Origin of the sequence: Nocardioides ochotonae (assembly GCF_011420305.2) — a bacterium.
Taxonomy (GTDB): Bacteria; Actinomycetota; Actinomycetes; order Propionibacteriales; family Nocardioidaceae; genus Nocardioides; species Nocardioides ochotonae.
The window spans coordinates 3,066,075-3,079,478 of sequence record NZ_CP061769.1 but is presented as its reverse complement, the minus strand read 5'-3'; the positions used below and the strand labels follow the sequence as shown (position 1 = coordinate 3,079,478).

The following is a 13,404-nucleotide window of genomic DNA, read 5'->3' as shown; positions in this document are numbered from 1 at the left end:
CGATGAGCCACCGACCACTGAGCGTCATCACCGGCGGCACCCGAGGCATCGGGGCGGCCACCGCGCTGCGTCTGGCCCTCGCCGGGCACGACCTGGTGCTCGGCTACCGCGAGGACACCGAGGCCGCCGAGGAGTGCCGCCTGGCCGTCGAGGACGCCGGCGCCGGCTGCCAGCTGGTGCGCGTCGACGTCACCGAGCCCGGCGGGATCGACCGGCTCTTCGCCCGCGCCGCCGAGCACGGCACGGTCACCGGGGTGGTCAACTGCGCCGGCGCGACGTTCCGCCTCGCGACGCTGGCCGAGACCCCTGTCCATGTGATCCACGACAGCGTCGCGCTCAACCTCAGCGCGGCGCTGCTGTGCGCGCGGGCCGCCGTCCACGCGATGGGCACGACGTACGGCGGACGTGGCGGGGTCCTGGTCAACCTCAGCTCGGTGGCGGCCAGCCTCGGCGCGCCGGGGGAGTACGTCCACTACGCCGCGGCCAAGGCCGGCGTCGAGGCCCTCACCGTCGGGCTCGCCCAGGAGGTCGCCGCCGAGGGCATCCGGGTGGTCGCGGTGGCGCCGGGCATCATCCGCACCGGGATCCACGCCGACGCCGGGGACGCGGGGCGTGCCGAGCGCGTCGGTGCGCAGGTGCCGCTGGGCCGGGCCGGGGAGCCCGCGGAGGTCGCCGACGCCATCGCCTGGCTGATGAGCGCGGAGGCCTCCTACGTCACCGGCACCACGCTGCGCGTCGGCGGCGGGCGCTGACCCTCGGGCACGGGCACGGCGTACGCGGGGCAGGCTCACCGGCCCTGCGTAGCCTCGAGGTGTGAGCACCGCACCGTCCACGAGCCTCCTCGACGATCGCTACGCCCGCGAGCTGCCCGAGCTGGTGGTGCCGTGGTCCGCCGCCGAGGCGCCCGACCCCCAGCTGCTGGTCCTCGACGACGACCTGGCCCGCGACCTCGGCCTCGACCCCGACTGGCTGCGCACCCCGGAGGGGACCCGGTTCCTGACCGGCACCGCCCTGCCCGACGGCGTCCGCCCGGTCGCTCAGGCCTACGCCGGGCACCAGTTCGGCGGCTACTCCCCGCGCCTCGGCGACGGGCGCGCGCTGCTGCTCGGCGAGCTCACCGACCGGGCCGGGCGCCGGCGCGACCTGCACCTGAAGGGCTCGGGCCGTACGCCGTTCGCGCGCGGCGGCGACGGGCTCGCGGCGGTGGGCCCGATGCTGCGCGAGCACGTCGTGAGCACCGCCCTGCACGCACTCGGGGTGCCCACGACCCGGGCGCTCGCGGTGGTCGCGACCGGCGGTGCGGTGCAGCGCGAGAGCGTGCTGCCCGGGGCGGTGCTGGCCCGGGTGGCGGCCAGCCACCTGCGGGTCGGGACCTTCCAGTACGCCCGCGCCACCGACGACGTCGACCTGCTGCGCCGCCTCGCCGACCACGCGATCGAGCGGCACCACCCGGCTGCGCGCGACGCCGAGCAGCCCTACCTCGCGCTGCTGGAGTCGGTCGCGGTCGCGCAGGCCGAGCTGGTCGCGCGGTGGATGATGATCGGGTTCGTCCACGGGGTGCTCAACACCGACAACGTGACGATCTCGGGGGAGAGCATTGACTTCGGGCCGTGCGCGTTCCTCGAGGGCTACGACCCGGCCACCGTCTTCAGCTCCATCGACACCGGCGGCCGCTACGCCTACGGCAACCAGCCGGCCGTCACCCAGTGGAACCTCGCCCGGTTCGCCGAGGCGCTGCTCCCGCTGATCGAGGAGGACCAGGAGCGCGCGGTCGCGATCGCGACCGAGGCGCTGGGCACCTTCGGGCGGGCCTACGTCGCCGCCTGGGCGGAGGGGATGCGCGGCAAGCTGGGGCTGGCCGCCGGCCCGCTCGCGGGATCCCTCGAGGACGAGGCGGTCATCGACCTCGGCCAGGCGCTGCTCGAGCTGCTCCACGGCGCCCGCGTCGACTACACCTCGGCGTTCCGGGCGCTCGGCCAGGCAGCACGCGGCGAGCGCGAGGCCTTCCGCGAGCTGGTCCTCGACCTCCCCGCCGCCGACGCCTGGCTGGACCGGTGGCTGGCGCTCGCTCCCGACGCGGACGCGATGGACCGGGTCAACCCCGTCTACATCCCGCGCAACCACCTGGTCGAGGAGGCGCTCGACGCCGCGACCGCGGGCGACCTGGAGCCGCTGCGCCGGCTCGTCGACGCCGTGTCCCGCCCCTTCGACGTACGACCGGGCCTGGAGCGGTACGCCGCCCCGGCGCCCGAGGGGTTCGGGGACACCTTCCAGACGTTCTGCGGGACGTGAGGGCGGGGGCCGCCCCCTGGCTGTAGCGCGTCAGGGCTCGATCAGCCCGGCCCGGATCGCGTAGCGGGTCAGCTGGGTGCGGTCGCGCATGCCGAGCTTGGCCAGGATGTTGGCGCGGTGGCGCTCGACGGTCTTGGGGCTGATCACCAGCGCGGCGGCGATCTCGCGGGAGGAGGAACCCTCCGCGATCAGCTTGAGCACCTGGTCCTCGCGCTCGGTCAGCACCGTCTCGGGCACCCGCTCGCCGCGGCGCAGCCGGCCGAGGTAGTCGCGCACCAGCGTCCCCATCGCCCCGGGATAGACGAACGTCTCCCCGCGCATCGCCGCGCGCACCGCGCCGACCAGGTCCTCGTCGGCGACCGACTTCAAGACGTAGCCGCTCGCGCCCAGGCGCAGGGACTCGAAGAAGTACTGCTCGTTGTCGTGCATCGACAGCATCAGCACCCGCGGCGGGTCACGGCGCCGGGAGATCTCCCGCGCCGCCTGGAGACCCGTCGTGCGCGGCATCGCGATGTCCAGCACGACCAGGTCGACGGGCGTCTCGCGCAGCAGCCGCACGGCCTCCTCGCCGTCCCCGGCCTCCGCCACCACCGTGAGGTCGGGCTCCTGCTCGAGGATCAGGCGTACGCCGCGGCGTACCAGCGCGTGGTCGTCGGCCAGCAGGATCCGGATCATGGCCGCCTCGTGGGGCCCGGCGGCACGACCAGGCGGACCCGGGTGCCGGCGCCCGCGCCGCCCTCGACGCGCAGCGTGCCGCCGACGAGCAGCGCCCGCTCCTGCATGCCGCTCACCCCGGCGCCGGGGACGATCGATCCCGGTCCGTCGCGGCCGTCGTCGCAGACCTCCAGGACGACCGCGTCGCCCAGCCGGGTCAGCGACACCTCGACCTCCTGGGCCCCGGCGTGCCGGGCGGCGTTGGTCAGCGCCTCCTGGGCCACCCGGTAGATCACCAGCTCCACGTCGGCGCTGAGCGGCGGCAGTCCCGGCGCCACGGAGCGCCGCACCCGGGCGGTGCCGTGGGCCTCGAACTCGCTGCACAGCGCGGTCAGCGCGCTGGCGAGGCCGAGGTCGTCGAGCACCCCGGGCCGCAGCTGCCGCGCCACCCGGCGTACGTCGTCGAGCGCGGCGCGGGTGCTGTCGCGCACCAGCTGGAGCTCCCCGACCAGCTGCTCGGGGGCGTGCTGCTGGACCTGCTTGAGCCCGAGCAGCACCACGGTGAGGCTCTGCCCGACCTGGTCGTGCAGCTCCTGGGCGATCCGGTGGCGCTCGGCCTCCTGGGCGGCCAGCACACGGGCGCTGCTCGCCCGCTGGGCGGCCTCGAGGCGGTCGAGCATCGCGTTGGCGCCGCGCACCAGCTGGGCGCCGGCGCCCTCGCCCGGGTCGTCGAGGCGGTCGCCGGGCCGCATCCGCTCGACGCCGGACATCTGCCGCACCACCCGGTCGACGGGAGTCAGGGAGGGGCGTAGCAGCAGCGCGTTGAGCGCCAGCACCACGGCGAGGCCGACCAGCACCACCACCGCCTCGGCCCGCACCACCTCCGGGGAGACCCGGGCGGGGGAGAGCAGCAGGACCCCCGTGGCCGCGGCGAGCACCGCGCCGTTGACCAGGCAGACCTGCCCGAGCAGCGGCATCCTCGCGAGGATCCTCGGGGAGTGCACGGTCGTCAGGGTGGCCCACGGCGGCGGCGCTGTCACCACCCCTGCGGGCCCGGCGCGCGTAGGCGCGAGATGGGTGGCAGCCCCCATTCCGCCGGCGCCGGCCCGGGCCGAGGATCGTGGCGTCGGCCGGACGTGGCGAGGAGCCGCGCATGACCGGAGGGCCGGGCACCCGCCCGTCGACCCTCCCCTCCACCGCACTGCTCGCCCGGACGGCCGACGCCAGGGGCCGCGGTCGGCCAGTGGCCTGGTCCGGCTCCCGACGACCCTGTCGGCGGTGACCTGGGTCGTGTGATCGTCGCTGCCCGACACGGCACGACCGTTCGCTTGGGGTGGGCGTGCCGGCATCCCCCCCACAGAGAAGAGAACTGCCGTGACGAGATCCCGTGCGCTGGTCGGCCTGACCAGCTTCGCGATGGCCACCTCCCTGGCCATCACCGCGGTCGGTGGGCTCACGCCCGCCACCGCCGTCGAGCCACCGGCCCCCAGCCGGGCCGGGGTCGGCGGTGAGGGCCGCGGACCGGACACCGCCACCCGGGTGGACCCGGCCGAGAGGGCGCAGGTCGCCCAGGCGGCCGCCGCGGCCCCGGTCGCCGGCGACCCGCTGGTGATGCCGACGTCGTACCCCTTCCAGCCGCGGTTGCGGCTCTACCGCGACAACCCCGACGACGCCGCCCACACCGCGGCGCTGGTCGGCCACCCCGACCTGGCCCCGAGGCTCACCGAGCTGATGAAGGTCAGCGACCGGATCTCGGTGCAGGTCATCGGGCAGTCCACCGAGGGGCGCGACCTCTACCTGGTGACCCTCACCGCGCCGGAGCGCAAGCAGGACACCGCCCAGCAGACGGCCTGGCGGGCCAAGATCAAGAACGACCCGGACGCAGCGGCGGCGGACAAGGAGCTGCTCGCGCAGTACAAGACGCCGATCTGGATCAGCAACAACATCCACGGCAACGAGTGGGAGGGCACCGACGGCGCGCTGCGCTACATCGAGCACCTCGCCACCGCGCCGCTCTCGGAGGTCGGCGGGATCCTGCGCAACAACCGGATCTACTTCTCGCCCTCGCTCAACCCCGACGGTCGCACCAACGCCACCCGCGCGACCGCGCTCGGCCTGGACCCGAACCGCGACATGATCACCAACACGACGCCGGAGACCAGGTCGTTCATCCGCACCGCGCAGGCGATCCAGCCGATCTACGCCGCGGACTTCCACGGCTACACCAACGTGCTCCAGCTCGAGCCCTGCGGCCCGCCGCACGGCTCCAACTACGAGTACGACCTCTACATCCCGCACAACTACGCGCTCTCGCTCGCGGTGGAGGAGAAGGTCGTCGAGGCGGCCATCCCCGGCAACACCTACTACAACGTCGAGACGGGGGCCGTGGTCCCGGAGAACACCGGCCCGGAGACCGCGCACGTCAAGATCCCCTACCGCGACACCCCGGACGGCTGGGACGACTTCCCGCCGATCTTCACCGCCCAGTACGCCGCGTTCTACGGCGCCGCGAGCGCGACCGTCGAGCTTCCGCTCACCCGCGGGGCCCCCGGTGGCCGGCAGACCCCGGAGCGCGCGGCGGTCAACGTGGCGGTGGCCGAGGAGACCATGGAGGGCATCGTCGAATACATGGATGACTCCACCAACGCCCGGGAGATGCTGCTCAACCAGATCGAGACCTTCCGGCGCGGCGTCGCCGGCGAGCCCAAGACCGCGCTGACCGAGGCCGGCGTGGACGCCGTGCCGGGCCCCTCGCAGTGGAAGGAGCTGTGGGACGTCGTCGACGACCAGGAGCCGGTGACCCTGCCGCGCGCCTACGTCATCCCCCGGGGCGAGGGCCAGCGCTCGATGAGCGACGCCGCCCGCCTGGTGCGCCAGCTGCTGCTGCACGACATCGAGGTCGGCACGCTCGACGCCGCCGTGACCGTCGCCGGCACGACGTACCCCGCCGGCTCGTGGGTGGTCGACATGCACCAGCCGCTGCGCGGACTGGCCAACTCGCTGCTCGACCTCGGTGAGGACATCTCTCCGAAGGTGCCCTCGATGTACGACATCTCCGCGTGGAGCTGGTCCTATCTGTGGGGCGCCACCGTCGACAAGGTCGGTCTGACCACCGACCCGGCGCTGGGCTCGGTGACCCCGATCGAGGCGCCGCAGCGCAACGCCGCGGTGCCGGACGGACCCGACCACCTGAGCCTCGAGCTCGCCGGGGTCGCCGACTTCCGGGCGCTCAACGCCCTGCTCGAGCAGGGCGTGGAGGTGTCGATGCTGGACGACGGTGCGGCCATCGTCGGGCCGGAGGGCTACGACGAGGCGGCCGCGGCCGCGGAGGAGTTCGACGTCGCCTTCGAGGCGGCCACCGAGGAGGACCTCGACGCCCTCGACGACGAGACGACCCGGGGTCTGCAGGACCTCACGATCGCCTACGTCGGCACCCAGGACGACCGGCTCTCGCTCACCGAGCTCGGGTTCGACGACCTGGTCCAGGTGACCGCGGCCTCGCTGGAGACCGCCCCGGCCCAGCTCGACGACGTGGACGCGCTGTGGATCGGCACCGCCTTCAACCCCGCGGCCGGCTCGGTGGCCCGCGCCCGGCTCCAGGCCTTCGTCGACGGCGGCGGGGCCCTCGTGGGCCGCAGCACCGCGGCCTTCGCCGCCGCGCAGTCCTTCGGGCTGCTCTCCGGCACCGCCGTGTCCGGCAACCGCTCGGGCAACGGCATCGTCGCGGTCGAGACCCCGGCGGACTCGCTGCTCGCAGCGCACCCGCAGGACGCCTCGTTCATCTACCCCGCGGCGTGGTTCACGGGGCTGGGCACGGGCGTGAAGGTCGAGCAGCGCTACGCCGCGGACCCGCTGCTGGCGGGCCACTGGCGCCAGTCGCCGGACGGTGCGGGCGGTCCGGTCCTCGACGGGCCGGCCAGCGCCGCCGGCCAGGCATCGGTGGTCTCCGCCGAGGCCGCCTCGGGCGCCCGCACGGTCGTCTTCGGCACCTCGGTGTTCTTCCGCAACCACCCCAAGGGCGGGCTGAGCCAGGCGGCCACCGCGCTGTTCTGGGCGGCACCGGCCGGCACCGGGGTGTCCGCCCCCGGCCAGGTGTCGGTCACGATCGAGCCGGGCGCGAAGGTGTCCTACCCCGCGGCGGCCCCGGTGCAGGTGAGCGTCGCGAGCGATGCCGGCCCGGTCGACGGGACCGTCGAGCTCCTGGTCGACGGGAAGGTCGCCGCCACCGGCACGACCTCCGCCGGCACGGCGACGCTGCGCCTGACCGGCCTGCGGCCCGGCGCCACCTCGGTCCTCGCCCGGTTCACGCCGAGCGACCCGGCGTACGACGTCGCGACCAGCGCCCCGGCGACGGTGCGGGTCGGCAAGGCGGTCTCGCGGACCACGCTGAAGCTCAAGCGGGTCGGTGGGCCGGCGAGCAGGCAGGTCGCGGCCACGGTCACCTTCGCGGTGCCGCGGCTGCCGGCGGTCGGCACCCTCGTGCTGAGCGACGGGGGCAGGGTCGTGCGCACCCTGCGGCTGCGTGCCGGTGACGACGGCAGCCGCACGGTCCGGGTCCGGCTCGGCGCCGGCCGGCACGTCGTGAAGGCCGCGTTCCGGGCCACCGCCCTGATCCAGGGAAGCTCGGCGACCAGGACCATCGTCCTGCGCTGAGCACCGTCCACCGAGGCGACGAGCAGAAGAGGGCCGGCACCCCGCGGGGTGCCGGCCCTCCCCGCGTCCGATCCCGAGGTCCGGTTGGGTGCTGGCCCCCATTCACCGCACCGGACCGGTCCTCAAGACTCGGGACGTCAACCGGTCCGGGACGGGGGAGCAGGTGGTGGAGCCCGCTGATCTCAACCTGGTCGTCCTCACCGGCGCACTCGTGCTGCTGGCCGCGGTGGCCGCGGTCCGGCTCTCCACCCGCGCCGGGCTGCCCAGCCTCCTGGTCTACCTCGGCATCGGCCTGGCGATCGGGGAGTCCGGGCTCGGCCTGCGCTTCGAGGACGCCGAGCTGGTCCAGGTGCTCGGCAACGTCGCGCTCGCGATGATCCTGGCCGAGGGCGGGTTCACCACCCGGTGGGCGACGGTGCGTCCGGTGGCGCCGCTGGCGGTGGTGCTCGCGACCCTCGGGGTGTTCCTCAGCGTGGCGGTCACCACGGGGCTCGCCTACTGGGCCCTCGACGTCGACCTGCGCACCGCGATCGTGCTGGGGGCGGTCGCCTCCTCCACCGACGCGGCGGCGGTCTTCGCGGTGCTGCGGCAGATGGCGGTGCGCGGCCGGCTGCGCGCGGTCGTCGAGGCCGAGTCGGGCTTCAACGACCCGCCCGTGATCGTCCTGGTCACCGTCGTCACCTCGGATGCCTGGGACGAGGCCGGGGTGCTGGGCATCGCCGCGCTGATCGGCTACCAGCTGGTCGCGGGAGTGGTGCTGGGCGCCCTCGTCGCCCGCGCCGGCGTCTGGCTGCTGGCGCGCAGCGCGTTGCCGGCGACCGGGCTCTACCCGCTGGCCACCGTCGCGATCGCCTTCCTCGCGTTCGCCGTCTCGGGGCTCGCCGGTGCCAGCGCGATCATGGCCATCTACGTCGCCGGGCTGGTGCTGGGCAACGCGCGACTGCCACACCGCGGGGCGACCGACAGCTTCGTGGAGGGGCTCGCCTGGCTGGCCCAGATCGGGCTGTTCATCATGCTCGGCCTGCTGGCCAGCCCCAGCCGGCTGCTCGACGCGCTGCCCACCGCGCTGCTCGTCGGGGGCGCGCTGACCCTGGTGGCGCGCCCCCTGTCGGTGCTGGTGTGCGCCACCCCGTTCCGGGTGCCGCTGCGCGACCAGGCCTTCATCAGCTGGGCCGGACTGCGCGGTGCCGTGCCGATCGTGCTGGCCACCATCCCGATGAGCGTCGGGCTGCCCGGCGCAGAGCGCATCTTCGACGTCGTGTTCCTGCTGGTCGTGCTGTTCACGCTGATCCAGGGACCCACCCTGCCGTGGGTCGCGCGCCGCACCGGTGCCGCGCTCGAGGTGGGGCCGCGCGACGTCGCGATCGACGCCGCGCCGCTCGACGAGCTCGATGCCACGCTGCTTCAGTTCGCCGTGCCGCGCGACTCCCGGCTGGCCGGTGTCGAGGTCTCCGAGCTGCGGTTCCCGCCCGGGACCGCCGTCGCGTTGGTGCAGCGCGAGGGCGCGCTGTTCGCGCCGCACGCGGCCACGGTGCTGCGCGGCGGCGACCAGGTGCTCGTCGCGGCACCCCGGGCGACCACCGCGCTCATCGAGCGGCGGCTGCGGCAGGTGCACCGCGAGGGCCGGCTCGCGGGCTGGTACGCCGGCCTGCCCCGGCCCCCCGGCGTACGACGCCGGGACGGGTGAGTGGAGCGGCCTTGGCAACACCTGCCACCGAACAGGCGATCCCTTGGGCCAAGTTGCCCTGCTCCGGGGTGGCCGACCTCACTAGGTTCGATCCATGAGGGTCCTGCTTGCACTGGGCGGAAACGCCATGGCCAATGCCGACGGGCGCGTCCGCGCCGACGACCAGATCGGTGCCGCGACGCTCGCCGCAGGCTCGATCGCCACGCTCGTGGCGGCGGGGGTCGATGTCGTGGTCACCCACGGGAACGGTCCCCAGGTGGGCAACCTGCTGGTCAAGAACGAGATCGCCGCCTCCGTGGTGCCGCCGGTCCCGCTCGACTGGTGCGGGGCACAGACCCAGGCGACGCTCGGCTTCGTGCTGATCGACGCGCTCGACGCCGCGCTCGCCCGTGCCGGTGAGTCGCGCCGCGCCGCCGCACTGGTGACCCGCACCCGCGTCTCCGCCAGCGACCCGGGCTTCATCAACCCCGCGAAGCCGGTCGGGCGCTACCTGCCGGCCGACGAGGCACGCGTGCTCGTCGCGCACGGCGAGATCTGGGAGGACCGTGGCCCGAAGGGCTGGCGCCGCGTGGTCGCCTCCCCGGAACCGCTGGAGATCGTCGACGCGCCCGCCATCACCGCGCTGGTCGACGCCGGCTTCGTCGTCGTCGCCGCCGGCGGCGGCGGGATCCCCGTCGTCGCCGAGCCCGACGGCTCGCTGCGCGGCGTCGAGGCGGTCATCGACAAGGACCTGGCGGCGGCGCTCCTGGCACGCCACGTGGGCGCCGAGGTGATGGTCGTGGCGACCGACGTCCCCGCCGCCGTCCTGCACTACGGCACTCCCCAGGAGGAGCCGCTCGGCGAGGTCACCGTGACACGCATGCGTGAGCTCGCCGCCGAGGGCCACTTCGGCTCCGGCTCGATGGGACCGAAGGTCGACGCGGCCTGCCGGTTCGTCGAGCGCGGCGGAGAGCGGGCCGTCATCACCCGTCTCGACCTGATCACCGAGGCCGTCACCGGCTCCGGGGTCGGCACCGTCGTCGTGCCCGGGTGATCCCCGCGCTCCCTCATCCCACCACCGCACCGCCCCTACCGGAAGGAAGTCCATTGCCCGACGCCATCGAAGTACGCAAGGTCCCGATCCACTCCGTCGCCGACGCCTCGGAGCTCGCGAAGCTCATCGACGAGGGCGTGATGAAGGCCGATCGCGTCGTCGCGATCATCGGCAAGACCGAGGGCAACGGTGGGGTCAACGACTACACCAGGATCATCGCCGACCGCGCGTTCCGCGAGGTGCTCATCGAGAAGGGCGCACCCGCCGACCAGGTCAAGCAGGTCCCGATCGTGTGGTCCGGCGGCACCGACGGCGTGATCAGCCCCCACGCGACGATCTTCGCGACCACCGACGTGGCCGCGGACGACCCCTCGCGCGAGGAGCAGCGCCTCACGGTCGGCTTCGCGATGAGCGAGCAGCTGCTGCCCGAGGAGATCGGCCGTACGCCGATGATCAGCAAGGTCGCCGACGCGGTGAAGGTGGCCATGGAGCGCGCCGGGATCACCGACCCCGCCGACGTGCACTACGTGCAGACCAAGACCCCGCTGCTCACCATCCACACCATCCGCGACGCCAAGTCGCGCGGCAAGTCGGTGTGGACCGAGCACACCCACGAGTCGATGGACCTCTCCAACGGCGTGACGGCGCTCGGCATCGCGGTCGCGCTCGGCGAGATCGAGATGCCGACCGACGAGGACGTCATGCACAACCGCGAGCTGTTCTCCGCGGTCGCCTCGTGCTCCTCCGGCGTCGAGCTCGACCAGGCCCAGGTGGTCGTGGTCGGCAACGCGACCGGTGTCGGCGGTCGCTACCGCATCGGGCACTCGGTGATGAACGACGCCCTCGACGCCGACGGCATCTGGAAGGCGATCAAGGACGCCGGCCTCGAGCTCCCCGAGCGCCCGCACCACAGCGACCTCGACGGCAAGCTGGTCAACGTGTTCCTCAAGTGCGAGGCCTCCCAGGACGGCACCGTCCGGGGTCGCCGCAACGCGATGCTCGACGACTCCGACGTGCACTGGCACCGCCAGATCAAGTCGTGCGTCGGTGGCGTGACCGCCGCGGTGACCGGCGACCCGGCCGTCTTCGTGTCGGTCTCCGCCGCCCACCAGGGTCCCGAGGGCGGCGGCCCGGTCGCCGCCATCGTCGACCTGGGCTGAGCGCACCAGCAACACAGCAGCACATCACACATCAGGGCCCGGCCGCTCCAGCGGCCGGGCCCTGATGTGCTGGTACGCCGATCAGGCGCTCGGAGCGGCTAGGAGCGCCACATCCACTCCATCTCCGCGACCGTCGCGTCGTACGCCGCCACACCGGCGAGGTCATGCACCACCCGCAGCGACAGGTCGATGCCGGCCGAGACCCCGGCGGAGGTCCACAGCCGCTCGTCGCTGCGCACGAACCGCGGCCCGCGCTCGACCCGCACCGTCGGGTCGAGGGCCGCCAGCTCGTCGTACGTCGTGTGGTGGGTCGTCGCGTGCCGCCCGCGCAGCAGCCCGGCGGCGGCGAGCACCATCGAACCGGTGCACACCGACATCAGCAGCTCGACCTCGGCGGCCCGGTCGCGCAGCCACGCGAGCACCCGCTCGTCGGTGAGCAGCGCGCGCGAGCCGGACCCGCCGGGAAGCACCAGCAGGTCGGTCGGCGGGCAGTCCTCGAGGGAGTGCCGCGGGACCACGGTGAAGCCGCCGCGACCGCGCACCGGCGCGCCGTCGACCGACACCGGCACGACCTCGAAGGCACGCGGGTCGGTGAGGTCGCCGGCCACGTTGAACACCTCGTAGGGCCCGGCGTAGTCCAGGACCTCCATGTCGTCGAAGGCGAGGATCGCCACGGTGCGCGTCTGGGTCACCTCGTCATCGTGGCAGCCCGGCGCCGTGCGGGGGAGGGTTGCTCAGGAGTCGAGCCACTCCCGGATCGCCGGGCCGTGCTGGTCGAGCGTCGGGGGAGCGGTGTGCGCCGAACGGCCGCCCGAGAAGGGGTTGTCGTCGAAGCGGATCGGCGAGCCGGGCAGCTCCACCGTCCCCTGCGTCGCGTGCTCGACCGAGAGCAGCAGGCCCTGCGAGCGGGTCTGCTCCCAGGCGTAGACGTCGTCGAGCGAGCGCACCTTGCCCGACGGGATGCCGGCGTCGGCGAGCAGCGCGAGCCAGTGCTCGGCCGGCTTGGCCTCGAACAGCCCCTCGAGCACGGCGATCAGCTCGTCGCGGTGCGCCACCCGCTGCGGGTTGGTCGCGAACCGCTCCTCGGCGGCGTCCAGGTCGAGCGCGGTGCACAGTGCGCGCCACAGCCCCTCGGAGCCGCAGGCGATCTGGATCGGCGCGCTCGCGGTCGCGAACATGCCGTACGGCGCGATCGAGGGGTGGTGGTCGCCGGCGAGGCCGGGCACCTCCTTGGCGACCGTCCAGCGGGTCCCCTGGAAGGCGTGCACGCCGACCATGCCCGCCAGCAGCGAGGTCCGCACGACCCGGCCGAGCCCGGTCCGCTCGCGCTCGTGGAGCGCGGCGAGCACGCCGTACGCACCGTTCATGCCGGCCAGCAGGTCGGCGATCGGGACGCCCACCTTGGTGGGCGCGGCGGTGCCGGTGAGCGACATCAGGCCGCCCTCGCCCTGGGCGATCTGGTCGTAGCCGGCCCGCTTCGCCTCGGGGCCGTCGTGGCCGAAGCCGGTGATCGAGAGCACGACGAGACGCGGGTTGAGCTCGTGCAGCCGCTCGACGGAGAAGCCGAGACGGTCCAGGACCCCGACGCGGAAGTTCTCCATCAGCACGTCCGCACGCTCGACGAGGCGGGCCAGCACCTCGCGGTCCGCCTCGGCCTTGAGGTCGAGGACGATGGACTCCTTGTTGCGGTTCGCCGACATGAAGTACGTCGACTCCTGCTCGCCGGGCTCGCCCACGAACGGCGGGCCCCAGGACCGGGTGTCGTCACCGGTGGGGGACTCCACCTTGATCACCCGGGCACCCATGTCCCCGAGCATCATCGCGGCGTGCGGGCCCGCGAGCGCGCGGGTGAGGTCGAGGACGAGCAGGTCGCTGAGGGGTCCGTCGGTCATGCCCGCACCCTGCCACCGCCGCGACAGGCCCGG

General features: G+C 74.1%; 10 protein-coding genes. 6 read left to right on the top strand and 4 right to left on the bottom strand.

From position 1 onward, the window contains the following. Nucleotides 1-2 precede the first annotated feature (2 nt). On the top strand, nucleotides 3-752 hold the full coding sequence (locus HBO46_RS14965) for an SDR family oxidoreductase (RefSeq protein WP_166133110.1): 750 nt from the start codon (nucleotides 3-5) through the stop codon (nucleotides 750-752). A 61-nt stretch (nucleotides 753-813) separates the two neighbouring features. Next, the gene (locus tag HBO46_RS14960; RefSeq protein WP_166133108.1) at nucleotides 814-2,292 is read left to right on the top strand and encodes a protein adenylyltransferase SelO; all 1,479 of its coding nucleotides are present in this window, start codon (nucleotides 814-816) and stop codon (nucleotides 2,290-2,292) included. Nucleotides 2,293-2,322: 30 nt separating this feature from the next. Here HBO46_RS14960 and HBO46_RS14955 read toward each other — a convergent pair whose 3' ends face one another. Next, a complete protein-coding gene (locus tag HBO46_RS14955) occupies nucleotides 2,323-2,967 on the bottom strand; it encodes a response regulator (RefSeq protein ID WP_166133106.1) in 645 nt (214 codons plus the stop codon). Further along, complete coding sequence (locus tag HBO46_RS14950) at nucleotides 2,964-3,950, bottom strand: sensor histidine kinase (protein ID WP_224769108.1); 987 nt, start codon at nucleotides 3,948-3,950, stop codon at nucleotides 2,964-2,966. The genes HBO46_RS14955 and HBO46_RS14950 overlap by 4 nt, the downstream gene beginning before the upstream one ends. A 370-nt stretch (nucleotides 3,951-4,320) precedes the next feature. On the opposite strand from HBO46_RS14950, the gene HBO46_RS14945 reads away from it, so the two are divergent. The 4 genes from HBO46_RS14945 to HBO46_RS14930 all read left to right on the top strand — a co-directional run bounded on the left by HBO46_RS14945 (nucleotide 4,321) and on the right by HBO46_RS14930 (nucleotide 11,479). After that, complete coding sequence (locus HBO46_RS14945) at nucleotides 4,321-7,599, top strand: M14 family zinc carboxypeptidase (protein ID WP_224769107.1); 3,279 nt, start codon at nucleotides 4,321-4,323, stop codon at nucleotides 7,597-7,599. A 166-nt stretch (nucleotides 7,600-7,765) separates the two neighbouring features. After that, nucleotides 7,766-9,286 carry a potassium/proton antiporter gene (locus HBO46_RS14940; RefSeq protein ID WP_166133104.1) on the top strand — a complete coding sequence of 507 codons (1,521 nt, stop codon included), beginning with the start codon at nucleotides 7,766-7,768 and terminating at the stop codon, nucleotides 9,284-9,286. 94 nt (nucleotides 9,287-9,380) lie between these two features. Further along, nucleotides 9,381-10,319: a carbamate kinase gene (locus HBO46_RS14935; protein WP_166133102.1), complete on the top strand. Its 939-nt coding sequence runs from the start codon at nucleotides 9,381-9,383 to the stop codon at nucleotides 10,317-10,319. A gap of 53 nt (nucleotides 10,320-10,372) precedes the next feature. Beyond that, nucleotides 10,373-11,479, top strand: a complete 1,107-nt coding sequence (locus HBO46_RS14930) for a barbiturase (protein WP_166133100.1) — start codon at nucleotides 10,373-10,375, stop codon at nucleotides 11,477-11,479. 98 nt (nucleotides 11,480-11,577) lie between these two features. Here the strand turns inward: HBO46_RS14930 and HBO46_RS14925 are convergent, their stop codons facing one another. Continuing rightward, nucleotides 11,578-12,171 carry a DJ-1/PfpI family protein gene (locus tag HBO46_RS14925; protein WP_224769106.1) on the bottom strand — a complete coding sequence of 198 codons (594 nt, stop codon included), beginning with the start codon at nucleotides 12,169-12,171 and terminating at the stop codon, nucleotides 11,578-11,580. 42 nt (nucleotides 12,172-12,213) lie between these two features. Beyond that, nucleotides 12,214-13,371: a CaiB/BaiF CoA transferase family protein gene (locus HBO46_RS14920; protein ID WP_166133098.1), complete on the bottom strand. Its 1,158-nt coding sequence runs from the start codon at nucleotides 13,369-13,371 to the stop codon at nucleotides 12,214-12,216. Nucleotides 13,372-13,404 lie beyond the last annotated feature (33 nt).